This window comes from Achromobacter denitrificans NBRC 15125 (assembly GCF_001571365.1).
Lineage (GTDB): Bacteria > Pseudomonadota > Gammaproteobacteria > Burkholderiales > Burkholderiaceae_B > Achromobacter > Achromobacter denitrificans.
In genome coordinates this window covers 234,265-256,856 of sequence record NZ_BCTQ01000003.1, presented here as the reverse complement: position 1 = coordinate 256,856, position 22,592 = coordinate 234,265, and the positions used below count along the sequence as shown (strand labels likewise).

Genomic DNA, 22,592 nt, shown 5'->3' with positions numbered 1-22,592 from the left:
ATGATCAGGAAAATGTTCGCCATGGGGCTCATGTCCCTGTCGGCGGTTGCCGTAGCGCAGGACTTTCCCAACCGCCCCGTCACGCTGATCGTGCCGTTCTCGGCGGGCGGGCCGACCGACGTGGTGGCGCGGCAGCTCGCCGCCGCCATGGGCAGGAATCTCGGGCAGACGGTGATCGTCGATAACCGGCCCAGCTCCGGGGGCATCGTGGGCGCGGAAGCCGTGCTGCGCGCGGCGCCCGACGGCTACACGCTGTTGATCCACAACATCGGCATGTCCACGCTGAAGGCCCTGTCGCCCGAGATCAAATTCGATCCTCGCCACGATTTCTCCTATATCGGGGAGGTCGTCGACGTGCCCATGACGCTCGTCGGCCGGAAGGACCTGCCGCCGGACAGCTTCTCCGGCCTGGTCGAATACCTGCGTGCCAACCAGAAGCAGATCAACCTCAGCAATGCAGGCATCGGCACGGCTTCCCATCTGTGCGGGCTATTGCTGATGAGCCGCCTGAACCTGGCTTTGACGACCATCCCGTACAAGGGAGCGGCGCCGGCGATGACGGATCTGCAGGGCGGGCAGGTGGACCTGCTGTGCGACCAGATCACGACGACCCTGCAGCCGATCCTGGGCAACCGGGTCCGGGCCTATGGCAGCACCACGTCCGCCCGCCTGCAGGCGCTGCCCGCCTTGCCGACCCTGGCTGAACAGGGGCTGGACAAATTCGAGGTGACGGTCTGGCATGGGGTGTATGCGCCGAAGAACGTGCCCGGCCCCGTGGTGGAGCGGCTGGACCGCGCGCTGCAGGCCGCGCTGGCCGATCCGGCGTTCGTGGAGAGCATGAAGAACATGGGCGCCACGCCGGTCAGCGCGGCGCGCGCGACGCCCAGAGGATTGCAGGCGAAGCTGGAGGAGCAGGTGTCGATCTGGGCGCCCTTGATCCAGCGGTCGCAGGCCTTGCTGCGATAGATCTTTCCTACGGAGAATGATGGTGAAGAAGAACCGGATTGAAATGTACTGGGACGTCGGGAGCACCAATACGTATTTCGCGCTGAAGCTGATCCAGCCCCTGCTCGACCGCCACCAGGTCGAATTGCAGCTGCATCCGTTCAACCTGGGGTATGTGTTCCGCAACAACAACTATGAGCTGATGAAAGAGTCCAAGGCGAAGCTGCGCAACCGGAAGCGGGACCTGATGCGCTGGGCCGAGAAATACGGCCTGCCCTTCAACATCCCGCGAGAGTTTCCGATCAAGTCCAGCCGGGCCTTGCGCGGGTCGCTCGTGGCCCGCCGCCACGGCAAGGAGCTGGAATTCGTGCGCAAGGTGATGGACCGCTACTGGGAGCAGGGTGACGCGAGCATCGCGGAATATGCGGGCCTGCGTCCGATCGCGCGGGAACTCGGCATCGATCCGGACGCCTTCGAGGCCTTGGCCGCGTCGGAAGAGGTGGCTGCCGAGCTGGCGGAGGAAACCAACCGCGGCCTGGAGCGCGACGTGTTCGGCGTGCCCATGATCATCGTGGGCGACGAGCTCTTCTGGGGCAAGGACCGCATGGAGTTCGTGGAAGACGAAATCAAGCGCCAGGCCGCGGTGGCCAGCGCCGCCTAGCGCGGCCTGGCGGCGCCCGGCGGGGCCGGGCGCCTCTTCCCCTCCGGCCTAGTTCGCGCCCAGCAGGTTCGCGCTCTTGACCAGCGAGGACACGCGTTCCGAATCGCGCTTGAGCAGGTCCGAGAAGGCGACGGGGCCGCGTTCCTGCGCCGTGGGCGATTGGGCCGCCAGCTGTTCCAGGCGGGTCTTGAACTCGGGCGTGTCGATGGCTTGCGACAGCGCCGCGGCCAGTTTGTCCACCACCGGCTGGGGCGTGCCGGCGGGCGCGACCAGGCCGTTCCAGATCGCCAGGTCGAACTCCGGCAGGCCGCCTTCGGCGAAGGTGGGGATGTCCGGGCTCTGCGCCAGGCGGGCCGTGCCGGTGACGGCGATGGCCTTGACCCGCTTGTCCTGGTGCAGGGGCAGCATGGTCACGGTCTGGTCGATGACGCCGTCGATCATGCCGCTCATCAGGTCGGTAAGCGCTGGCCCCGTGCCGCGGTAGGGGATGAGCTCCCCGCGCGCATTGGCGAAGTGCAGGAACATGGCTTCGGCCAGGTGCGCCGTGCTGCCCGGGCCGCTGGAGCCCAGATTGAGCTTGACGGCTTTTTCGTCGCGGATGCGCTTGAGCATGGCGGGCAGGTCCTGGATGCCGCTCTTGTTGCTGACCGAGAGCACCATGGGCACGGTCGCGACGATGCCGATGGGCGCCAGTTCCTTCTGCGGGTCGTAGTTGGCCTTGGGATGCAGGTGCGGCAGGATGGCCAGCGACATGTTGTTGAAGGCCAGGGTGTAGCCGTCAGGCGTGCTCTTCTGCAGCTTCTGCATGCCGATGAGGCCGCCCGCGCCGCCCGAGTTTTCCACCACCACCGTCTGGCCCAGCTGCTTGCCGAGCGAGGTGGCGACGAGCCGGCCCAGCGTGTCGCTGGTGCCGCCCGGGGCGAACGGCACGATGACCGTGATGGAGCGGCTGGGATAGTCCTGCGCGGCGGCCGGGGCGGCAAAGGCGGCGGCGGCCAGGGCGGCGCACAGGATGGGGGCGATTCGTAGCATGGGGTTGTCTCCTCGTAATGTGTTTTGGTTTGGGGAAGGGGGGCGCCCTCAGCGGGGCAGCGCGCGGCAGACGGCTTGCGTCATGTCCGTGCAGCTGGCGGTGCCGCCCAGGTCGCGCGGCACGTGGTCGCCCTGGGCCAGCACGCTTTCGACGGCGAGCTCGATGCGTTGGGCGGAATCCGTGAGCGCGGCGTCGCCGTGCTTGTCGCCCAGCCAGCGCAGCATCAGCGCGCCGGACAGGATGGTGGCCAGGGGGCTGGCGGCGTTCTGGCCGGCGATGTCGGGGGCCGATCCGTGCGCGCCCTGGAACAGGCCGTGCGTGTCGCCCAGTTCCGCCGAGGGCGACAGGCCCATGCCGCCTATCGTGGCGGCGCCCAGGTCGGAAATGATGTCGCCGAACATGTTCTCGGCCACGATCACGTCGTAGAAGTCGGGCCGCTTGAGCATGTGCACCGTGATCGCGTCGGCGTAGGCGTAATCGATCTCGACGTCGGGGTAGGCCGCCGCCACGTCGTCGCAGACGCCGCGGAAGAATGCGTAGGTGCGCAGGATGTTGGCCTTGTCGCAGACGGTGACGCGGCGCTTGCCGTCGCGCGGCGCGCCCTTGCGCTGGCGGGCGAGATCGAACGAGAAGCGGGCCACGCGCTCGACGCCCTTGCGGGTGACGACGATGGTGTCGGTGGCCACTTCGTCGCGCAGCACGATGCCGCCGCCGCGGCTCGCATAGAGGCCTTCGGTGTTTTCGCGAACGATGACGTAGTCGATCTGGCCCGGCTTGAAGTGCTTGAGGGGCGAGTCCACGCCCTGGTACAGGCGGATCGGGCGGACGTTGGCGTACAGGTCGAGCCGGAAGCGCAGGCGCAGGTGCAGGTCGTTGCCGACTTCGGTGCCGTCGGGGTAGGTCACGCCGGGCATGCCCGCGGCGCCGTGCAGGATGGCGTCGGCGGCCTTGCAGGCGGCGTAGGTGTCGTCGGGCAGCACGTGCCCCGATTTGACGTAGTGGTCGGCGCCGCCGTCGTGGCTGCTGAATGCCAGCAGGTCGGCGCCGCAGGCTTCCTTCAGCACCGTGATCGCCGATTGGCAGACTTCCGGGCCGATGCCATCGCCATCGATGGTCGCGATTTCATACTTAGCCATGTCTGGCTGTCTCCTGAGGTGAAACGTGGGATAGGGGAGCCGCGCCGCGGGCGCGGCCGCGCGCGGCGCGCTACCAGTTGGTGGCGATGTACTTGGCTTCCATGAATTCCAGCAGGCCGTGGTGGGCGCCTTCGCGGCCCAGGCCGCTTTGCTTGACGCCGCCGAAGGGCGCAGCCGGATCGGAGACCAGGCCCCGGTTCAGGGCGATCATGCCGCTTTCGATGCGTTCCGAGACCCGCAGGCCGCGCGCCAGGTCGCCGGTGTACACGTAGGCGACGAGGCCGTATTCGGTGGCGTTGGCCAGGGCCACCGCCTCGTCTTCGGTATCGAAGGCCACGATGGGCGCCACCGGGCCGAAGATTTCCTCGCCCAGCAGGTCGGCGTCCGGCGGCACGTCCACCAGCACGGTGGGCGCGTAGAAGTAGCCGCGCCGCTCCAGCCGCGTGCCCCCGGTGCTGACCCGGGCGCCCTTGGCCACGGCGTCGTCCACCAGCGAGGCCACCTTGTCGACCGCGCCCGCGTTGACCAGCGGGCCGCATTGCGTATCCGCGCCGACGCCGTCGCCGGTCTTCAGGGCCGCCATGCGTTCGGCGAACCGGGCGCTGAAGGCCTCGACCGCGCCGCGCTGCACGTAGAAGCGGTTGGCCGCCGTGCAGGCCTCGCCGCCGTTGCGCATCTTGGCGATCATCGCGCCTTCCACCGCCGCGTCGATGTCGGCGTCGTCGAACACCAGGAAGGGCGCGTTGCCGCCCAGCTCCATCGAGCAACTGATGATGGAGTCGGCGGCCTTGCGCAGCAGCACTCGGCCGACTTCGGTCGAGCCGGTGAAGGAGAGCTTGCGCACGCGCGGGTCGTCCAGCACGGCGTTGGCGAACTTGCCGGCCGAGGAGGTGGTCACCACGTTCACCACGCCGGGCGGCACGCCGGCTTCTTCGAGCAGGCGGGCGACGGCATAGGCGGTCAGGGGCGTTTCCGTGGCCGGCTTGAGGATGCAGGTGCAGCCGGCCGCGAGGGCGGGCGCGATCTTGCGGGTAGCCATGGCGGCGGGGAAGTTCCACGGCGTGATCAGCAGCGCGATGCCTATCGGCTGGTACTGCACCACGATGCGGCTGGCGCCGCTGGGCGACACGCTGATGTCGCCGTTGATGCGCACGGCCTCTTCGGAGAACCAGCGGAAGAATTCGGCGGCGTAGGCGACTTCGCCGCGGGCATCGGCCAGCGCCTTGCCGTTTTCCATGGAAATCAGGCGGGCCAGGCTTTCGGCGTCGCGCATCATCAGTTCGAAGCACTTGCGCAGGATCTCGCCGCGCTGGCGCGCCGGGGTCGCGGCCCAGCCGGCGGCGGCGCGGGCGGCGGCGTCCACGGCCGCGGCGGCATCTTCCAGCGTGGCGTCGGCCACGCTGGCGATGGTCTGCTCGGTGGACGGGTCGAGCACGTCGATGCGGCGGCCCGAGGTCGAGGCGCGCCAGGCGCCGTCGATGTAAAGGTCAGTGGACAGCTTGCTGGCCTCGGTGGTCATGTGTCAGCTCCGGGTAGGGGAAGTAGGGGGGTTATCGGGCGTTGCGGAACGAGCCCAGTCCGGCATGGGCGGCGGCCACGATGGCCGCGATGCCGTCCTGGTCGAGCGGACGGGGATTGTTCGTGACGAGGCGGGCGGCCAGCATGGACTGGCCGGCGATCCAGTCGAGCTGGTCGGCGCGCACGCCCAGGCCTTCCAGCGTGGCGGGGATGCCGATGCGCGCGAACAGTTCGTAGACGTGGCGGGGGGCGTTGGCGGCCAGGCGGGCGGCGTCGGTTTCCGTATCCCCCATGGCCCGCGAGATGTCCGCGTAGTCGGCCGCGCAGGCCGGCGCGTTGAAATCCATGACGTAGGGCATCAGCGTGGCCACGCCCGCGCCATGGGCGGTGTGGGTCAGGGCGCCGATGGGGTACTGGATGGCGTGGGCCGCGGCCGTGCCCGCCACGCCGAAGGCCAGGCCCGCGGCCAGCGCGGCCGCCATGACCTGGCCCCGGGCGTGCAGGTCCGAGCCGTCTTCGACCGCGCGCGGAAGGTAGGACGCGAGCGCGCGGATGGCGATCAGCGCCTGCTGGTCGCTGAAGGCGTTCTTGCCGACGAACACGCGCGTCTGCGCGATGTCGGCATCCGGGCTGCGCCGCACCGCGGTCAGCGCTTCGATGGCGTGGGTCAGCGCGTCGGCGCCGGCGATGGCGGTCAGCCCCTTGGGGCAGCTCAGCGTCAGTTCCGGATCGCAGATGGCCGTGTGGGGGATCAGGTGCGGGCTGGACACGCCTACCTTCAGGTCGCGCGCGCTATCGGCCAGCACGGCCACGGGCGTCACTTCCGAACCCGTGCCCGAAGTGGTGGGCAGCGCGATCACCGGGATCGTCGGGCCCGGCACCTTGTATTCGCCGTAGTAGTCGGCGGCGTCGCCGCCATGCGTGAGCAGCAGGCTGACGAGCTTGGCCATGTCCAGGCAGCTGCCGCCGCCCAGCCCCACGATGGTGTCGGGCTGGAAGGCGCGATGCGCGGCGACGCATTCGTAGACGCCTTCGACGGGCAGGTCGGGCAGGCTGCGGTCGAACACCTGGACGCGCACGCCGGCGCTCTCCAGGGAAGCGAGCAGCGCGGCCATTTCCGGCGTGGCGGCGAAGCGCTCGTCGGTGCAGATCAGCGCGCGCCGGCCCAGGGCGGCGGCGACGCGGCCCAGCGCAAGACGCTGGCCGTTGCCGAACAGCACGGCGCGCGGCGAGCGCATGATTCCAAACAAATCGGTCATTGCGGATCCTTGAGGGGAAGTCGTGTGGAGTTCAGGCGGCGCATTGCGCCAGGTCGAGAATGCGGTGCCAGACGTCGTCGGCCAGTTCGATGCCGGCCTCCAGGCGCTGGCGGCGTTCGGCGCGGGCCCGGTCGCCCGGCACCGCGACGGGCCGTCCCGGCAGCAGGGCGGGGCAGGCGCGGATTTCGTCCAGGTAGGCCGAGATGCGGGCGGCGACCGCGCCGGAGCCGGCTTCGACCACGATGAAGACGTCGCCCTTGTTGCAGGCCGCGCTGGAATCCAGCGTGCCCTTGACCGCCGTGCCCAGCGCGGAGGCCGTCAGGCTGGCGACAAGCAATTCGAACGCCAGGCCCAGCGCGTAGCCCTTGGCCTCGCCGAAGGGCGCCAGCGCGCCGGCCTTGGCGGCGGCGGCGTCCGTGGTGGGGTTGCCGTCGCCGTCGAGCGCCCAGCCCGGCTCCAGCGCGCGGCCATGGTTGGCGTAATCGTGGATCTTGCCCATGGCGACCTGGCTGGTGGCCATGTCCAGCACGAAGGGTTCGTCCTCGGTGGGGACGCCGATGGCGATGGGGTTGGTGCCGATCAGCGCGCGGCGCCCGCCCCAGGGATGGACCAGGGCCTCGCTGGTGGACAGCGCCAGCAGGATCTGGCCGTCGCGGGCGACTTGCTCGGCGTACAGGGCGAGCATGCCGATGTGGTTGTTGTTGCCGACCGCCGCGACGGCGATGCCGGTCTCGCGGGCGCGTTCGCGGATCCGGTCCAGCGCCGCCAGGGCGACGACGGGGCCGAGGCCGCGCTCGCCGTCCACGTCGAGGAAGGCGGGCGAGCGCCAGGTGGCGACGCCGCGAGTGGTCGGGTTGGCCACGCCGTTGTGGATGCGTTCGATGATGCGCGGCAGCCGCAGCAGCCCATGCGAGGCGCGGCCCCGCAGTTCGGCTTCAAGCAGCAGGTTGGTCTGCGTCGCGGCATGGCCGGCGGGGGTGCCTGCCTGTTCCAGCGCGCGCATGCAGACCTCCCATGCCTCCCCCATTTTTATCGTTGTCGTCATAGTCTCGTTGTGTTGTTAAATCCGATCGGATCTGAAATACGATCTGATTTATGCTAACCTCGTAACAAATTGGACGTCAACACCTTGTTGGCAAACCTAGGGGAAACAACCATGACGACACTCTCCCTCGGCGCCGGCGCCGCTACCTCGACCGCGCCGGCCGGCGGGCAGCGCCTGGGCGAGCGCGTGCGCTCGTTGGGCGACGAGGTCTATGAAACGCTGCTGTCCCAGCTGATCTCCTTGAAGATCGCGCCCGGCATGCGCATCGCGGTGGATGCGCTGGTGCGGGAACTGGGCGTGTCGCAAACGCCGATCCGGGCCGCGCTGATCCGGCTGGAAACGGAAGGGCTGGTCGTGAAGACGCACCACGTGGGCTACAGCGCCGCGCCCATGCCTTCGCGCCGCCGGTTCGAACAGATGTACGATCTGCGCCTGCAGCTGGAGCCGTTCGGCGCCGGCCTGGCGGCGCAGCGCATGACGGACGCGTCGCGCCAGGAGCTGGCCGCGCTGTCGGCCGCGATGAGCGCGCCGAGCGCCGACGACGCGCGCGTGGCCTACGGCAAGTTCGCCGTGCTGGACGCGCAATTCCATTCCTGGATCGCCGAGCAGAGCGGCAACGAGCTGCTGGCTGAAGCGCTGGCGCGGCTCTACGCGCACACGCATCTGTTCCGGCTGCGCTTCCATTCGCGGGTCACGGAAGAGGCCGTGACCGAGCACGCGCGCATCGTGCAGGCGCTGGAGCGGCGCGATGCCGACGGCGCGCAGGCCGCCATGCGCGACCATATCCTGCGGTCGCGGGAACGCATGGCGCCGTTCTTCGAAATGCTGGATTGATGGCGCTATGAAGGGCTCGCGCAACTCGCTCGCGACGCTGCGGATTTTTCTGTCGGCGGCGCGCAGCCTCAATTTCAGCCGCAGCGCGGAAGCGCTGCACCTGACCCAGAGCGCGGTGAGCAAGCATATCGGCGCGCTGGAGGATCGCCTGGGCACGGCGCTTTTCAAGCGCTTGCCCAACGGGCTTCGGCTGACGCACGCGGGCGCGCTCTACCTGGAGCGGATCAGCGCCGCCGTGCGCCTGATCGACGAAGCCGACGCACTGGTGGCGCATCCCATGTCGCGGGTGGCGCTGAACGTGGCGGTGTCGCCATCCTTCGCGCAGTTCTGCCTGATCCCCGGATTGGCCGAGTTCTTCGCCCTGCATCCGGAGGTGCGGGTCAACGTCAGGCCGCGCCTTTTGTACGGCCGCGACCAGGCCGAGCGTTTCGACGCCGAGATCCAGCTGCACACCGGGCACGTGGCCGGCATGTCGGCGCAATACCTGTGCGGCCGCGAGATGACGCTGGTGGCCGCGCCCGCCTTGCTGGCGCGCCATCCGGTGCGCGCCGTCGAGGACCTGGACGGGGTGCCTTTGCTGAAGCGCGCGCAGCGCGGCTACAGCTGGGACGAATGGCGCGCCGACGTGGCGCCGCTCTGGGCCGGCGCGCCGGCCACCGCGCCCGAATACGAAGGGTTTTCCGTGCTGCTGCCCGCCGTCCTGCATGGGCTGGGCGCGGCCATCGTGCCGGTCTGCATGGTGCTGTCGCAATTGGAATCGGGCCAGCTGGTGCGGCCCCTGGGCGAATCGGTCGAGGGCCGTTACGGCTATTACCTGATGCAGCCCCGGCCCAACGTGGGCGGCGCCTATGCCGACGCGTTCTGCGATTGGGTGGTGGAGCGGGCCGCGGCATTCAATGCCCAGGTGGGGGCGTACCTGGCGCGCTGAATGGGCGACGCTTGCGGTATTCCACTGTGGAATGCCCCATGCGCATACGTCCTTTGCGCGGGCGGGCCGCCAGCCCCCAGAATGGCCGAACCCTAGAGACCTACCGGTTTGACCCACACCATGAACACGTCCAAGTTTTCGTGCATTGCCCGTCTCCTGCCCGCGCTGGCCGTCGCCGCGCTCTTTGCCGGCGCGCCGGCGCGGGCCGAGTATCCCGATAAGCCGGTCCGGGTGATCGTGCCGTACGCCACGGGCGGCAGTTCGGACGTGATCGCGCGCGGCATCAGCGATCAGCTGAGCGCGGCGCTGGGCCAGCCCGTCGTGGTGGAGAACCGGGCGGGCGCGGGCTCGATGATCGGCACTGCCTACGTGGCGGGCGAAGCGGCCGACGGCTACACACTGCTGCTGGCCGACGTGCCGTTCACCATCGTGCCCGCCCTGTATGGCGACCGCGTCAAATACGACGCCCGGAAAGACTTCGCGCCGATCTCGCTGCTGGGCCTCTCGCCCATGTACCTGTTCGTCAATCCCCGCTTCGAAGGCAAGACCGTGCCGGCGCTGATCGCGGCCGCCAAGGACAAGCCCGCGTCCATTTCCATCGGTTCCGGCGGCAACGGGTCGCTGACGCACCTGATGGCCGAATTGTTCATGCTGAACACGGACGTCAAGCTGGTGCACATTCCCTACAAGGGCGCGTCGGCCTCCGTCAACGACCTGGCCGGCGGCCAGATCCAGGTGAGCTTCACCACCATGCCCACGGCCGCGGCGCTCTACCAGGGCGGCAAGATCGCGCCGATCGCGGTGTCTTCGCCGACGCGCGAGGCGGCCACGCCGGATGTGCCGACTTTCGAGGAGCTGGGCCTGCCCAGGCTGACGGTGCAAAGCTGGTGGGGCCTGATGGCGCCGGCGGGCACGCCCAAGCCGGTGCTGGACAAGCTGGAAGGCGCGATGAAGACGGTGATGCAGTCGGCGCCGGTCAAGCAGCGGCTGGGCAGCGTCGGCGTGGCCGCGCCGCCCGACGCGAGCGCCGAGGCGCTGACCCGCTTGCTGAATACGGACTTCGACCGCTGGCAGGACGTGGTCAAGCGCGCCGGCATCAAGTTCGAGTAGGGCGCGGCCGCCGGCGTTCGCCGGCTTCCCTCAACGCGGCCGCCGCCGTTCCCCCGAACGCCGGCGCCGGAACACGAGATATCAACGATGGAACCCTGGCTTCATGCCGCCGCCCACGACGCGGCGCTGATGAGTGATTTCGAAACGGTCTGCGGCTTCGGCGGACGGATGTCCGGCAGCGGGCAGGACGATGCCGCCATGGCATGGGCGCTGGAGCGCGCCGGCCGGGTGACGCCCGCCGTCCAGGTGCTGTCCGTGCCCTACGACGGCTGGCGTTGCGACGAGGCCGGCCTGGAACTGCTGGGCGCGGAACGCCAGGCGCTGGCCTGCCGCCCCTTGCTGCGTTCGGCATCCACGCCCGCCGAGGGGCTGGAGCTGGACGTGGTGGACGCGGGCCGCGGCCGGCCGGAAGACTTCGCGCGGCTGGGCGAGGCCGCGCGCGGCCGCGCCGTGCTGGTGCGCCACGAATATCCGTTCACCGGCGATCACGTGCATCGGCGCCGCAAATACGACATGGCCGTGGAGGCGGGCGCGGCGGCGTTCCTCATCGCCAACAACGTGCCGGGCCAGGGCGTGCTGTCCGGGTCGTCGGGCAGGGCGCGGGGCGGCGCCGGCATCCCCGCCGCGTACATCGACCACGAAGGCGGCGCCGCGCTGGCGGCGGCCTGCGCGGCCGGGACGGCGCGGGTGCGCATGCGGGTGCGGGGCGTCGAGATCGATGAAGCGCGCGCCAGCGTCGGCATCGCCGAGATCGCCGGCGGGCGCGACGGCGTCATCGTCATCAGCGCCCACATGGACGGGCACGACCTGGGCGTGAGCGCGCTGGACAACGGCACCGGCGTGGCGACGGCCTTGGCCGCCTTCCGGGCCCTGTCGGCGCGCGTCGGACCGGACACGCCCAGCCTGCGGCTGTGTTTTTTCTGCGCCGAGGAATGGGCCTTGACCGGTTCGGCGCGCTACCTGGCGGACCTCGCGCCCGAGCAGCGGGCGCGCATCAAGTTCGACATCAATCTCGACACGGTGGCCGGCGATACCGCCCTGACCGCGCTGATCAGCGATTTTCCAGCGCTGGCGCCGGTGGTGGGGGCGGCGGCCGCCGCCAGCGGCGTACCGGTGGATACCTGGCTGCCCTTGATGCCGAATTCCGACCACGCCAACTTCGCGCGTCACGGGATCCCGGCCCTGCGCCTGCTGGCCGGCTTCGGCAAGCCGGCATCGCGGGTCAACAACATTCTGTCGGCGGGCGACGTGCCCGGCATCATCGAGGAAGCCGAACTGCGCCAGGCCGTGGCGGTCACCTGCGCCCTGGCGGACGCCGCGTTGCGGATGAGCGACGCGCAGCTCGACGCGCTGGCGTCGAGGTAGGCGCGCGCCGCTACGCTCAATACTGGCCGCCGTTCATGGCCACGTTGCTGCCGGTCATGAAGCCCGCCAGCTCGCTGCAGATGAACACGACGAGGGCGGCGATCTCCTCCGGCCTGCCCAGGCGGCCGACGGGGATCTGCGGCAGGACCTTGTCGCGCAGCACGTCGGGCGCGACGGCCGCCACCATGGGCGAGTCCAGGTAGCCGGGCGACACCGTGTTGACGGTGACGCCCTTGCGCGCGACCTCCAGCGCGAGCGACTTGGTGAACCCGTGGATGCCGGCCTTGGCCGCCGCGTAGTTGGTCTGGCCGAACGCGCCCTTGAAGCCGTTGACCGAAGAGATGTTGACGATGCGGCCCCAGCCGCGCTCCACCATGCCATCCAGCAAGGGCTGGGTCATGTTGAACATGGAATCCAGGTTGGTGCGCAGCACGGTGTTCCAGTCGTCGAATGGCATCTTCCGGAGGCTGGCGTCGCGCGTGACGCCGGCGTTGTTCACCAGGATGTCGATCGCGTGCCCGTCGGCGGCCAGGGTGGCGGCCAATTGCCGGCAGGACTCGTGGTCGGCCACGTCCACCGGATACGCCAGGAACTCGCGCCCGTCGGCGCGCTGCGTGTCCAGCCAGGCTTCTATCGACGCGTTGCGGCGGTGGCAGGTCAGGATGACTTTGTGGCCGGCGTCGTGCAGCGCGTGGGCCATGGCCTGGCCCAGCGCGCCCGCTCCGCCGGTGACCAGCGCGGTGCGTTTAGCTTCCATGCCGGTCTCCCCGGGCTTGCAGCGACCGGGCCGTCGCGGCCATCTGTTCGGCCGCGGCCGTCCAGGCGTTCGCGGCGGGATGGGTGGTCAGGCCGTTGCAGGCGCAGGCGCTGTCGCGGCACCAGGTGTTCGCGGCTTCGGCCAGCCCCACGGCGAGCGTGGCCTGTTCCGACAGGGCGGCATGCATGACGGCCTCGGCGGTGGTCAGGCGCGCCTGCCATTGGCGCCGCGCGGCCTCGCCGAGGGCGGGCGCCAGACTTTTCCAGCTGGGGGTTTCCGGCAGCGGCGCGAACGCGCTCTGCCAGAGCGTGGCCTGTTCGCCCCAGATCTGCTGCCCCAACTGGGCCCAGCGGGCCTGGCTTTCCTGGGCCAGCGACGTCAGGCGCTGGCAATAGGCGAGATTGGCGCCCAGCAGGGAGCCCGGGTCGGCGGGGGGACTCTTGGGAATCGCTGTGGTTTGTTTCATGATCCTTCCTTGCAATGTTGCGTGAAAAGGAGGGCCTGCTTGCAGGCGGGCTGCTATTTCTCCAACACGTAGGTGCCGGGAGCGGGGCCCAGCACCGGGAGATTGCGGCGCGGCGCGCCCATGGCGGGCGGCTTGACGTCGGCGGGGCCGGAATGGCTGTCCAGCCATTCCACCCAGGCGGGCCACCACGAGCCTTCCTGCTGCGGAACTTCGGCCAGCCAGTCGTCGGCGGTGAGGCTGGCGTGGTTCGCCGCGCGGCACAGGATGCGGTAGGCGCGGCGCGGGTGGCCGGGCTCGCTCACGATGCCGGCGTTGTGGCCGCCGGTGGTCAGCACGAAGGTCAGGGGCGCCGGACTGAGGTAATGCAGCTTGTAGACCGAGCGCCAGGGCGCGACGTGGTCGGTCTCGGTGCTGACCGAGAAAATGGGCAGGCGCAGGTCGCCGAGCATGACGGGCCGGCCGCCGACTTCGTAGCGGTTCTGGGCGAGGTCGTTGTCCAGGAATAGGCGGCGCAGATACTGCCCGTGCATGCGCGCGGGCATGCGCGTGGCGTCGGCGTTCCAGGCCATCAGGTCGGACATGGGGCGGCGCTGCCCCAGCAGGTAATCGTTGACCATGCGCGACCACAACAGGTCGTAGGAGCGCAGCATCTGGAACGCGCCCGCCATCTGGCCGGCGCGCAGGTAGCCGGTGCGCGCCATTTGCGCTTCCAGCATGCTGACCTGGCTTTCGTCGATGAACAGGCCCAGCTCGCCGGGTTCGCTGAAGTCCGTCTGGGCGGTGAAGAGCGACAGGCTGGCGAGCCGGTGGTCGCCGTCGCGCGCCATGGCGGCCGCGGCGATGGCCAGCAGCGTGCCGCCCAGGCAATAGCCGGTGGCATGCACGCGGCGGCGCGGCAGGATCGTCTCCACCGCGTCCAGCGCGGCGGCGATGCCCAGCTCCAGATAGTCGTCCATGCCCAGGTCGCGGTAGGACGCGTCGGGGTTCTTCCATGAGACGCAGAACACCGTGTAGCCCTGGCCGACCAGGTAGCGGATGAGCGAGTTGTGCGGCGAGAGATCCAGGATGTAGTACTTCATGATCCAGGCCGGCACCACCAGGACGGGCTCGGGGTGGACGGCGCCGGTCGCGGGCTCGTATTGCAGCAATTCGATCAGGCGGTTGCGGAACACCACCTTGCCCGGCGTGACGGCGACTTCCTTGCCCGGGCGGAAATGCTCGGCGCCCGCCGGCGGCTGGCCGCCCAGTTCGCGCATCGCGTCCTCGGCGGCGTTGCGCGCCCCGCGCACGAGATTGGCGCCGCCTTCCTGCCAGGTCTGGCGGATGACCACGGGATTGGTCAGCATCGCGTTGCCCGGCGACAGCACGTCCAGCCATTGCCGCGCGGCGAAGGCCGCCACCTGGGCATGGTGCGGATCCACGCCGGGCACGTCGCTGGTGGCGGCTTCCCACCATTGCTGCGCCAGCTCGAATTGCTGGCGGTAGAGGTTGAAGGGCCAGCGGCCCCAAGCGGGATCGGCGAAGCGCCGGTCCGCGGGGGGAGCGGCGGAGGCCGCGTCGCCCGCGACGAGGCGGGCCAGCAGGTATTGCCCCAGCAGGCCGGCCTGGTGCAGCGCCAATTCGGTCAGGGCGAGGCGCTTGCCGGGGGCGTTGGCGAGGTGGGCGGCCCAGTCCGTCCAGGCCAGCAGGCCGGCGGCGGGCGACAAAGAGGCCGTCCAGCGCGCCAGCGCCGCCTTGGCCGCCGTGTCCAGGGCCTGGGCGGTCTTGTCGGGTGGGGGTGTTGCGCGACGCTTGCTCATCTGTCTGCCACCTTTCCATGGCGGCGCGCGGGGCGCCGCTCGATAAGCATGGTTAGCTCGATAGGGCCGGAGAGGCGGGCGGTTTTCCGGCCGCCCGCCTGACCATTATCGGTCAAAGCGGCCGGGCCATCCTGACGGATATCAAATCCGGGCCGATCGCGGGTCGGCCGGCGGGCGGGGCGAGGCGGCCCCGGGGGCCTGTCGCGCAGCCTTCAGCCCCAGCCCAGCGCCAGGTCGTCGAAGAGGAAGTCGCCGCCCATCTGGCCGCCCTTGAGCATCAGTTCCATGCCGTCGATGAGCGGGTCGTCGCTGCGGGCGACGCTGACGGTGACGCCGGGCGCGAGCACGCAGCGGAAGGCCAGGCCCCACAGGCCGAGCGCCAGCGTGGCCTGGCTGGAGGTGTCGCCGCCGGCGATGCCGACCCGGCCGAGCCGGGCGCCGGCCTGGCCGGCGCCCTGCACGATGGCGGCCGCGAGCTGCGCCGTGGCGCGGGCCGTGGCCGCGGTGTGCTGCGTGCCGGGCGCTTGCGCGGGCCTGTCGGTATGCACCAGCACGTTCTTGCCCTGGGTCAGCTGGGCCACGGCCTGCCGCGCCTGTTCGGCCGCGTAGCCGGGTTCCGAGAGCATTCGCGCGACGCTCAGCGGCTGCCGGGCGTACCGTTGGCAGGCGGCGATCTGCCGCGCGGTGACGGGCGACAGGCTGCCTGCCATCACCAGCACGGGACCGGCGGCCGCCGGCAGGGGCGCGGCGCCGAGATTCGTGCGCGGACCCGGCATGGCGCGGGCCAGCGCCTGCTGCACACTGCTCGGGCCCAGGGCCAGCAGCGGCAGACAGGAGGCGGCGCGCCAGATCAGGCGCCCGATCACGGCAAGCTGTTCATCGTCGACCAGGTCCAGCAGCGCGGGGCCGTCGGTGGTGTCGAGGATTCGGTCGATCCACGCTTCCAGCAGGGGCGCATCGGCGGCCTGGCGCAGGCGCGGGTAATCCGTATGCGGCACCGAGCGGACGTCCGCCAGGCCTTGCGCGCCGAGGTGCAGGCGGAGGTCCGCCTCGTGCATGGGCGTGACGGGATGGGCGCTCATGACCGGATGGCGGTCGATGCGGTGGATCTCGGGAGCCGTGCCGGCGCGCGCGAACAGCTGGGCGAAGCTGCAATAGCGCCCGATGCTGGGCTGCCCGCCCACGATGGGCACGAAGGGATTGGGCATGTGGCGGCGCAGTTCGCGCACGGCGGCGCCGATGCTGCCCACGTGGGGCGCGCTGTCGAAGGTGGAGCAGCACTTGTAGTGCAGCACTCGGATGCCGGTGCCGGCCAGGAAGCGGCCCACGCCGGCCAGTTCCGCCTGCATCTCCGTGGGCGCCATGCCGCGCGCCGCGCCCGCGATGCCGATGGCGTCCAGCGCGCCGGCGCGGCGCAGCTGCTCCGACGTGGGCACGCCCAGGAACAGCAGGCTGCGCAGTCCCGCGCGGGACACCTCGGCCAGCGTGTCGGTGGCGCCGGTGAAATCGTCGCCGTACCAGGCCACCCGCGGCGCGGCGGGGCGGCGTTCGGCGTCGTTCATGCGCGGCTGCCGAAGAAGTCGATGGCGCGTTGCAGTTCGGGCGCCTGGCGCGCGAAGTCTTCCAGCGACTGACCGTCGCGCATGGCCTGCCAGGCCTGGCGGATGCTCAGCACGCCGGCGGCCGGGCCGTCCGGATGGGCCAGGATGCCGCCGCCGGACATGAACATCAGGTCGTCGCTGCGCACCGCGCGCCAGGTGGCGGGCACGGTGCCGGCCCATTGGCCGGACGAGAAGGCGGGCATGACGGCGTCGTCGATGCCGGGCGTGAGCGGCGCCAGGCAGTCGCGTGCCGAATCGATCACTTCGCGGTCGTCCTGCGAGAATTTGCCTTGCAGGCCGTGCACGTGCATGTGGTCCACGCCGGCCAGGCGCCACAGCGTCTGGTAGGCCTGGAAGCCCATGCCCAGCAGCGGATGGCGCGAGAGCGCGCCGTAGCCGTTGCGGTGGCCGTGCAGCGCCAGCGGGGTGCTGCGGCGCAGGGTCTGGATGGCGGAGAAGCCGCAGTGGTTCAGGCTGGCCATCACGCAGGTGCCTTCCTCGCGCTCGATCAGCTCGGCATGGCGGCGCATGGCGTCGGTCTCGTCGCTGATGTTGAACGCCACCATGACCTGGCGGCCGGTGCGCTCGCGGTGGGCGCGCACGACCGCCATCACGGCGGCCACGCGTTGCGCCAGCGGCGCATGGGCCGGGTTGGCGCTGACCTCGTCGTCCTTGATGAAGTCGACGCCGGCCGCGCACAACTGGGCGACCAGATGCGCCGTCTGTTCGGGCGACAAGCCGACGTTGGGCTTGATGATGGTGCCGACCAGCGGGCCGCTCGCCACGCCCGTCAGCTCGCGGGTGCCGGCGATGGCGGCCCGGGGCAGGTCGAACTGGGCGCGGTAGTTCGCGGGCAGCTCCAGGCTTTCCAGGCGCAGGCCGGTGGTCTCGCCCAGGTCGTACAGGTTTCCGCCCACCGTGGCCGCCAGCGTGGGCAGGTTGGCGCCGACGTTGGCGACGGGGAAGGCGATGCGCACGCGGGCGCGCCGGTACGAGGCGGGCATGCCGCCCGGCTGGCGCGCCAGCCAGGCGTTGGGCAGGCTGGGCGCGGCGACGGTTTCCAGCGTTTCGATCGATTCGATCCGCGCGCGGGCGCGGGCCCGCAGCTCATCGGTTTCGCCCTGCACCCGGGTGAAGGTGCCGCAGGATTGCTCGCCGGCCATGACTTCCGCGACCTGCGCGGGATCCATCGGGGTTTCGATCAGGTAGGTGGCGCTAAACGATTGGGAATTCATGGTGGCGGATGGCTGCGTGGGAAAGGGGCGCGTCAGAGCTTGCTCAGGTCGGGGAAGGGGCGGACGGGGTCCTTGCCGTCCCAGCCGCTGGCGCTGTCGCGGATCAGGTCGAACAGGCGGCCCTTGGGACCGGCCACTTCGGACAGTTCGATCACGGTGCCGGGGTGGTATTCGGTGTCGAAGTAGATGAAGCGGCCCTTTTCGCCCACTTCGCCGCTCATCTTGGGCTTGAAGCCCTGCGCCAGCAGGCGTTCCAGGTCGGCGTCGTAGTCCTGGGTCCAGTAGGCCACGTGCTGCAGGCCGGTGCGTCCGGCTTGCAGGAAGTCGCGGTACATGGAGGGCACGTCGTTGCGCGTCTGGATCAGCTCGACCTGCACGAAGCCGGAATTGGCCAGGGCCACCGAGTTGTGGGGCTCGTGGCTGGCGCCGTCGTACTGGTAGTTCACGATGGGCACGCGCGGGTTGTAGTACCAGGGGCCCACGCCCAGCGTGGTGCTCCAGTAGTCCATGGCGGCTTCGATGTCGCGCACTACATAACCGAGTTGGCGGATTTCGCCCAGGAAACGACTCATGATGGATCTTTGCAGGAGTAGGGTTGGAGAGTGCGGGGAGCGCGCGGCCCGGATCCGGGCCGCGGGCCTCACAGGAAACCGATGGAGAACCAGGGGAAGGCGGCGACGACGATCAAGCCGACCAGCAGCGCGGCCACATAGCCCCAGATCGGGCCGATCCCTTCGTTGGGGTCGACGCGGCTGATGGCGCAGGCGCCGTAGTAGCCCACGCCGAAGGGCGGCGCGAACAGGCCGATGCCCATCGCGAAGATCACGACCATGGCGTAATGGACTTCGTGCACGCCGGCCTGGACGGCGATCGGGAACAGCAGCGGGCCGAACAGCACGATGGCGGGGATGCCTTCCAGCACGCTGCCCAGGATGATGAAGGCCACGATGGAGACCGCCAGGAACCCGTAGGCCCCGCCAGGCATGCCGCCCATCATCCGGGCCAGGTCGCCCGAGAATCCCGATTGCGTCAGCGCCCAGGCCATGGCCGTGGCGCAGCCCACGATCAGCATGATGGCGCCCGACAGCGAGGCTGTCTCGATCAGCATGGGCTTGAGCCGCGCCCAGTCGAAGCGCCGGTAGATCAGCAGGCCCACGACGGCCGAATACACGATGCCGATGGTGGAGACTTCGGTGGCCGTCGCCACGCCTTCGACGACCGCGGCGCGGATCACGAAGGGCAGGGCCACGGCGGGGAGCGCGATGACGAAGTAGCGGCCGATCTCCTTGGCCGTGAAGCGCTGGGCCAGGCTCAGGTCTTCCTTGCGGTAGCGCCACCACACCACCGAGCACAGCGCCAGGCCCAGCACCACGGCCGGCAGCAGGCCGCCGGTGAAGAGGGCGGCGATGGACACGCCCGTCACCGAACCGATGGTGATCAGCACGATGGACGGCGGGATGGTTTCGGTCTGCGCGCCGGTGGCCGACAGCAACGCCACCAGGTCGCCCGGCTTGGCGCCGCGCTTTTTCATCTCGGGGAACAGCACCGGCGCGATGGCCGCCATGTCGGCGATCTTGGACCCGGAAATGCCGGACACCAGGTACATGGCGCCGATCAGCACGTAGGACAGTCCGCCGCGCACGTGGCCCAGCAGGCTGGCCAGGAACTGGATCATGGCGCGCGCCATGCCCGTCATCTCGATGAGCGAGCCCAGGAAGATGAAGAGGGGCACGGCCAGCAGCATCAGGTGCGACATGCCTTCGTCCAGCCGGCCCACCATCACCACCATGGGGGTATTGGTGGTCAGCACCAGGTACGAGAACGTGGCCAGCGCGAACGAGAACGCGATGGGCACGCCGGCGAAGACCGTGGCCGCCACGATGCCGACGAAGAAGATCAGCAGGTTCAGCTTGCCCAGCGTGGAGAAGAGCGGCTGCGCCAGCCAGAAGAGCGCCACCACGGCCGCGGCGCCCGCCAGCGCCGCCAGCATCTGGGGCAGGGTCTGGGTGCGCGCCAGCCGCAGCAGGGCCACGACGGCCATCAACCCCATGCCGACGGGGATGGCGGAGGCGCGCCAGGCGTTGCTCAGTTCCAGCGCGGGCGTGATGATGAAATGCTCTTCATGCGCGTACTCGACGGCCGGCAGCAGGATGAGCGCCAGGAACGCGAGCGAGGCGGCCAGGGCCGCCGTTTCCAGCTGCGCGCGGCGCGCGGGGCTCACGTTGTTGACCAGCGCCGTCATGCGCATGTGCTCGCCGCGGCGCAGCGCGACGACCGCGCCCAGCATGGACAGCCACAGGAACAGGATGGAGGCGAGCTCGTCGGACCAGACCAGGGGGCTGTGGAACGCGTAGCGCGCCACCACGCCGGCGAACAGCACCGCGATCTCGACCAGCACGATGGCCGCGGCCGCGTGTTCGACCACGCAGCCCAGCAGCCCGTCTAGCGCGCCGGCGGCCCGGCGCAAGGGGTGGGCCGGCAGCAGGGGCGGCGCGGCGTGCGGAGCGGACAGGGAGGACATGGCGCGACCTCAGGCCAGCTTGCCGACGGCCTGCTCCAGCAGGGTCCAGGCCTCGTTGCCGAAGCGGCCCTGCCATTCCTTGTAGAAGCCGGCGCCGCGCAACTGCTCGCGGAAGCTGTCGGCCGAGGGCTGGTTGAAGAGCAGGCCCTTGCCCTCCAGGTCCGACTGGACCGAGGCGTTGAGCTTCTTGATGTCTTCGCGCTGCGCCAGGCCGGCCTCGTTGATGCCGCGGGCCACCACCGTCTTCAGGTCTTCCGGCAGGCCCTCCCACATGCGGCCGTTGGCGATGAACCAGTAGCCGTCCCAGATGTGGTTGGTGAGCGAGCAGTATTTCTGCACTTCGTACAGCTTGGCCACCTGGATGATGGGCAGCGGATTTTCCTGCGCGTCCACGACCTTGGTCTGGAGCGACGAATAGACCTCGCTGAACTGCAGGCTGGCCGGCGCCGCGCCCAGGCCCTTGAACATGGAGATGGGCAGCGAGCTCACCGGCACGCGGATCTTCAGGCCTTCCATGTCGGCCGCCGTCTTGACGGGCGCCTTGCTGCTGGTGGTCTGGCGAAAGCCGTTGTCCCACATTTTCTCGAAGGCGTAGAGGCGGCGCTGCGCGATCGCGGCGCGCACGTGCGCGCCCAGCGCGCCGTCCATGGCGCTCCACACCTGGTTGTAGTCCTTGAAGGCGAAGCCGACGGCATTGATGGCCGCGACCGGCACCAGCGTCGCGATCACCAGCGCCGAGGGCGTGAAGAAATCGATGCCGCCCGAGCGCACCTGGGCCAGCATGTCCGTGTCCCCGCCCAGCTGGTTGTTGGGGAAGATCTTGATGTCGACGCGGCCGTTGCTTTCCTTGAGGATGCGCTGCGCGGCTTCCTCGGCGCGGATGTTCAGCGGATGGGTGACGGGCAGGTTGTTGCCGTACTTGAGCGTGTAGTCGGCCGCGCGGGCGATCAGCGGGAAGCCGCTGGCGAAGGCTAGGGCGGGAACCGCGCCAAGGCGGCGCAGGGCACTGCGGCGTGTCAGCAGCTTCATGGTTGTCTCCATAATCGTGGTTATGATGTCTTTTGATGTGCCACAAAAGCGCCAATCCCATGCGGCAGACTGGACAATAGTGAAGAGGCGCTATCATCGTCAAACTTCTTTCATGATGGTTTTTGATGTGAATCGAACTCCTTCCGAACGCAAGCTGGCGCGCCTGGCGGACGTGGCGGCGCGCGCGGGCGTTTCCACCGCCACCGCCGACCGCGTGCTGAACCGCCGTCCCGGGGTGCGGGCCAGCACCGCGCAGAAAGTCTTCAAGGCCGCCCTCGAACTGGATTACCTGCCCGAGCAGGACATCCGTTTCGCCGCCGCGCCGGAGCCGATGCGCCTGGTGTTTCTGCTGCCGCGCGGCAGCAACCGCTACCTGCGCATGCTGGGCGATACCGTCAGCTATGCGCAGGAACACTTCGCGCCGCTCAACGCCAAGTGCCAGGTCGATTACGTCGAGAGCTTCAACCCCGACGCGCTGGCCGAGGCGCTGGCCAAGCACGGCAAGCGGGCGGACGGCATCGCGTTCATGGCGCTGGAACATCCGACGGTGCGCGAAGCGGTCGACGCGCTCGCGCAGCGGGGCGTGCCGACGGTGACGCTGATTTCCGACATCGCCAACAGCGCGCGCGCGGCCTACGTGGGCCTGGACAACCGCGCCGCCGGCCGCACCGCGGGGTATCTGATCGCGCGCTTCATCGGTTCGCGCGCGGCGCACGTGGCGCTGATCGCCGGGTCGCGCCATTACCGGGCGCACGAAGAGCGCGAGGGCGGCTTTTTGCAGCTGTACGCGGAACAGTTCCAGGCGATGCAGGTGGTGGACTTGCGGGAAGGCTACGACGACGCGCAGAGGAACTACGAACAGACGCGCCAATTGCTGGAGCAGTATCCGCAACTGGCCGGCATCTACAACATCGGCGGCGCGTCGGACGGCGTGGCGCGGGCGTTGAAAGAGGCGGGCCTGCAGCACCGGGTGGTGTTCATCGGCCACGGCCTGACGCCCGACACGCGCTCGCTGCTGATCGACGGCACCATGGACGCGGTCATCACGCAAAGCCCGATGGAGGCGCTGATGAGCTGCGTGCGCATTTTCTGCAATCTGCGCGACAAGCGCAGCCCCATGAACGGGGTGGAGCTCGCCCGCAGCCAGGTGATCTTCCGCGAAAACCTGCCGTGATTCCAGCAGGGCGCCCGCGGGATAGGGAGCCCGCACCGGTGCATGGGCACGGGCGTATGATTTCGCGTATGGGCGCTGTCCCATCCGGGCACTGGCCGGCGGGCCGCTGCCTGTTCCTTCCTAGGGTTGCGTAACAGCGGCCGTCCGGGCCGAGCACCGGGCGACCGCGGGGGCGT

The 22,592-nt window shown here is 69.7% G+C and carries 20 protein-coding genes; 7 read left to right on the top strand and 13 right to left on the bottom strand.

What is annotated here, in order from left to right:
• Nucleotides 1-966, top strand: coding sequence for a tripartite tricarboxylate transporter substrate-binding protein (locus tag ADE01S_RS04780; RefSeq protein WP_062680311.1), 966 nt, complete (start codon nucleotides 1-3; stop codon nucleotides 964-966).
• Between the two features lie 22 nt (nucleotides 967-988).
• Nucleotides 989-1,606, top strand: a complete 618-nt coding sequence (locus ADE01S_RS04775) for a 2-hydroxychromene-2-carboxylate isomerase (protein ID WP_062680334.1) — start codon at nucleotides 989-991, stop codon at nucleotides 1,604-1,606.
• A 48-nt stretch (nucleotides 1,607-1,654) separates the two neighbouring features.
• Here the strand turns inward: ADE01S_RS04775 and ADE01S_RS04770 are convergent, their stop codons facing one another.
• The 5 genes from ADE01S_RS04770 to ADE01S_RS04750 all read right to left on the bottom strand — a co-directional run bounded on the left by ADE01S_RS04770 (nucleotide 1,655) and on the right by ADE01S_RS04750 (nucleotide 7,597).
• A complete protein-coding gene (locus ADE01S_RS04770; RefSeq protein WP_062680310.1) occupies nucleotides 1,655-2,638 on the bottom strand; it encodes a Bug family tripartite tricarboxylate transporter substrate binding protein in 984 nt (327 codons plus the stop codon).
• A 48-nt stretch (nucleotides 2,639-2,686) separates the two neighbouring features.
• Complete coding sequence (locus ADE01S_RS04765; RefSeq protein ID WP_062680309.1) at nucleotides 2,687-3,775, bottom strand: isocitrate/isopropylmalate dehydrogenase family protein; 1,089 nt, start codon at nucleotides 3,773-3,775, stop codon at nucleotides 2,687-2,689.
• Between the two features lie 70 nt (nucleotides 3,776-3,845).
• Entirely contained in the window at nucleotides 3,846-5,294 is a 1,449-nt protein-coding gene (locus ADE01S_RS04760) for an NAD-dependent succinate-semialdehyde dehydrogenase (RefSeq protein WP_062680308.1), read from the bottom strand.
• A gap of 31 nt (nucleotides 5,295-5,325) precedes the next feature.
• Nucleotides 5,326-6,552: an iron-containing alcohol dehydrogenase gene (locus ADE01S_RS04755; RefSeq protein ID WP_062680307.1), complete on the bottom strand. Its 1,227-nt coding sequence runs from the start codon at nucleotides 6,550-6,552 to the stop codon at nucleotides 5,326-5,328.
• A 31-nt stretch (nucleotides 6,553-6,583) separates the two neighbouring features.
• Nucleotides 6,584-7,597, bottom strand: a complete 1,014-nt coding sequence (locus ADE01S_RS04750; RefSeq protein ID WP_242663485.1) for an Ldh family oxidoreductase — start codon at nucleotides 7,595-7,597, stop codon at nucleotides 6,584-6,586.
• Between the two features lie 111 nt (nucleotides 7,598-7,708).
• Here ADE01S_RS04750 and ADE01S_RS04745 point away from each other — a divergent pair, with 111 nt between their 5' ends.
• The 4 genes from ADE01S_RS04745 (at nucleotide 7,709) to ADE01S_RS04730 (ending at nucleotide 11,834) form a co-directional block, all read left to right on the top strand.
• Nucleotides 7,709-8,431, top strand: a complete 723-nt coding sequence (locus ADE01S_RS04745; RefSeq protein WP_082775699.1) for a GntR family transcriptional regulator — start codon at nucleotides 7,709-7,711, stop codon at nucleotides 8,429-8,431.
• A 7-nt stretch (nucleotides 8,432-8,438) separates the two neighbouring features.
• Entirely contained in the window at nucleotides 8,439-9,359 is a 921-nt protein-coding gene (locus tag ADE01S_RS04740) for a LysR substrate-binding domain-containing protein (RefSeq protein ID WP_062680305.1), read from the top strand.
• A gap of 120 nt (nucleotides 9,360-9,479) precedes the next feature.
• Nucleotides 9,480-10,469 carry a Bug family tripartite tricarboxylate transporter substrate binding protein gene (locus ADE01S_RS04735; RefSeq protein WP_062680304.1) on the top strand — a complete coding sequence of 330 codons (990 nt, stop codon included), beginning with the start codon at nucleotides 9,480-9,482 and terminating at the stop codon, nucleotides 10,467-10,469.
• Between the two features lie 87 nt (nucleotides 10,470-10,556).
• Nucleotides 10,557-11,834: a M28 family peptidase gene (locus ADE01S_RS04730; protein WP_062680303.1), complete on the top strand. Its 1,278-nt coding sequence runs from the start codon at nucleotides 10,557-10,559 to the stop codon at nucleotides 11,832-11,834.
• A 16-nt stretch (nucleotides 11,835-11,850) separates the two neighbouring features.
• Here ADE01S_RS04730 and phbB read toward each other — a convergent pair whose 3' ends face one another.
• From phbB to ADE01S_RS04690, 8 genes are all read right to left on the bottom strand, one after another.
• Nucleotides 11,851-12,591 (bottom strand): acetoacetyl-CoA reductase, encoded by a 741-nt coding sequence (gene phbB, locus ADE01S_RS04725; RefSeq protein ID WP_062680302.1) that lies wholly within the window; start codon nucleotides 12,589-12,591, stop codon nucleotides 11,851-11,853.
• Entirely contained in the window at nucleotides 12,581-13,057 is a 477-nt protein-coding gene (locus tag ADE01S_RS04720) for a hypothetical protein (RefSeq protein ID WP_062680301.1), read from the bottom strand. The genes phbB and ADE01S_RS04720 overlap by 11 nt, the downstream gene beginning before the upstream one ends.
• A 53-nt stretch (nucleotides 13,058-13,110) precedes the next feature.
• Nucleotides 13,111-14,856 carry a PHA/PHB synthase family protein gene (locus ADE01S_RS04715; protein WP_062680300.1) on the bottom strand — a complete coding sequence of 582 codons (1,746 nt, stop codon included), beginning with the start codon at nucleotides 14,854-14,856 and terminating at the stop codon, nucleotides 13,111-13,113.
• Nucleotides 14,857-15,068: 212 nt separating this feature from the next.
• On the bottom strand, nucleotides 15,069-16,418 hold the full coding sequence (locus tag ADE01S_RS04710) for a four-carbon acid sugar kinase family protein (protein WP_062680299.1): 1,350 nt from the start codon (nucleotides 16,416-16,418) through the stop codon (nucleotides 15,069-15,071).
• Nucleotides 16,415-17,692, bottom strand: coding sequence for a ribulose-bisphosphate carboxylase large subunit family protein (locus tag ADE01S_RS04705; protein ID WP_062680298.1), 1,278 nt, complete (start codon nucleotides 17,690-17,692; stop codon nucleotides 16,415-16,417). Before ADE01S_RS04705 ends, ADE01S_RS04710 begins: the two co-directional genes overlap by 4 nt.
• A 32-nt stretch (nucleotides 17,693-17,724) precedes the next feature.
• Entirely contained in the window at nucleotides 17,725-18,264 is a 540-nt protein-coding gene (locus tag ADE01S_RS04700) for a VOC family protein (RefSeq protein ID WP_062680297.1), read from the bottom strand.
• Nucleotides 18,265-18,332: 68 nt separating this feature from the next.
• Nucleotides 18,333-20,213, bottom strand: a complete 1,881-nt coding sequence (locus ADE01S_RS04695; protein ID WP_062680296.1) for a TRAP transporter large permease — start codon at nucleotides 20,211-20,213, stop codon at nucleotides 18,333-18,335.
• Between the two features lie 9 nt (nucleotides 20,214-20,222).
• Entirely contained in the window at nucleotides 20,223-21,242 is a 1,020-nt protein-coding gene (locus tag ADE01S_RS04690; protein ID WP_062680295.1) for a TRAP transporter substrate-binding protein, read from the bottom strand.
• 112 nt (nucleotides 21,243-21,354) lie between these two features.
• On the opposite strand from ADE01S_RS04690, the gene ADE01S_RS04685 reads away from it, so the two are divergent.
• Nucleotides 21,355-22,416 carry a LacI family DNA-binding transcriptional regulator gene (locus tag ADE01S_RS04685; RefSeq protein WP_082775697.1) on the top strand — a complete coding sequence of 354 codons (1,062 nt, stop codon included), beginning with the start codon at nucleotides 21,355-21,357 and terminating at the stop codon, nucleotides 22,414-22,416.
• Nucleotides 22,417-22,592: the final 176 nt, after the last annotated feature.

Bases quoted from the DNA above. Each gene is read 5' to 3' on its own strand.
- ADE01S_RS04780 (WP_062680311.1), top strand. From the start codon at position 1: ATGATCAGGAAAATGTTCGCCATGGGGCTCATGTCCCTGTCGGCGGTT.
- ADE01S_RS04770 (WP_062680310.1), bottom strand. From the start codon at position 2,638: ATGCTACGAATCGCCCCCATCCTGTGCGCCGCCCTGGCCGCCGCCGCC.
- ADE01S_RS04765 (WP_062680309.1), bottom strand. From the start codon at position 3,775: ATGGCTAAGTATGAAATCGCGACCATCGATGGCGATGGCATCGGCCCG.
- ADE01S_RS04760 (WP_062680308.1), bottom strand. From the start codon at position 5,294: ATGACCACCGAGGCCAGCAAGCTGTCCACTGACCTTTACATCGACGGC.
- ADE01S_RS04755 (WP_062680307.1), bottom strand. From the start codon at position 6,552: ATGACCGATTTGTTTGGAATCATGCGCTCGCCGCGCGCCGTGCTGTTC.
- ADE01S_RS04750 (WP_242663485.1), bottom strand. From the start codon at position 7,597: ATGACGACAACGATAAAAATGGGGGAGGCATGGGAGGTCTGCATGCGC.
- ADE01S_RS04745 (WP_082775699.1), top strand. From the start codon at position 7,709: ATGACGACACTCTCCCTCGGCGCCGGCGCCGCTACCTCGACCGCGCCG.
- ADE01S_RS04740 (WP_062680305.1), top strand. From the start codon at position 8,439: ATGAAGGGCTCGCGCAACTCGCTCGCGACGCTGCGGATTTTTCTGTCG.
- ADE01S_RS04735 (WP_062680304.1), top strand. From the start codon at position 9,480: ATGAACACGTCCAAGTTTTCGTGCATTGCCCGTCTCCTGCCCGCGCTG.
- ADE01S_RS04730 (WP_062680303.1), top strand. From the start codon at position 10,557: ATGGAACCCTGGCTTCATGCCGCCGCCCACGACGCGGCGCTGATGAGT.
- phbB (WP_062680302.1), bottom strand. From the start codon at position 12,591: ATGGAAGCTAAACGCACCGCGCTGGTCACCGGCGGAGCGGGCGCGCTG.
- ADE01S_RS04720 (WP_062680301.1), bottom strand. From the start codon at position 13,057: ATGAAACAAACCACAGCGATTCCCAAGAGTCCCCCCGCCGACCCGGGC.
- ADE01S_RS04715 (WP_062680300.1), bottom strand. From the start codon at position 14,856: ATGAGCAAGCGTCGCGCAACACCCCCACCCGACAAGACCGCCCAGGCC.
- ADE01S_RS04710 (WP_062680299.1), bottom strand. From the start codon at position 16,418: ATGAACGACGCCGAACGCCGCCCCGCCGCGCCGCGGGTGGCCTGGTAC.
- ADE01S_RS04705 (WP_062680298.1), bottom strand. From the start codon at position 17,692: ATGAATTCCCAATCGTTTAGCGCCACCTACCTGATCGAAACCCCGATG.
- ADE01S_RS04700 (WP_062680297.1), bottom strand. From the start codon at position 18,264: ATGAGTCGTTTCCTGGGCGAAATCCGCCAACTCGGTTATGTAGTGCGC.
- ADE01S_RS04695 (WP_062680296.1), bottom strand. From the start codon at position 20,213: ATGTCCTCCCTGTCCGCTCCGCACGCCGCGCCGCCCCTGCTGCCGGCC.
- ADE01S_RS04690 (WP_062680295.1), bottom strand. From the start codon at position 21,242: ATGAAGCTGCTGACACGCCGCAGTGCCCTGCGCCGCCTTGGCGCGGTT.
- ADE01S_RS04685 (WP_082775697.1), top strand. From the start codon at position 21,355: ATGATGGTTTTTGATGTGAATCGAACTCCTTCCGAACGCAAGCTGGCG.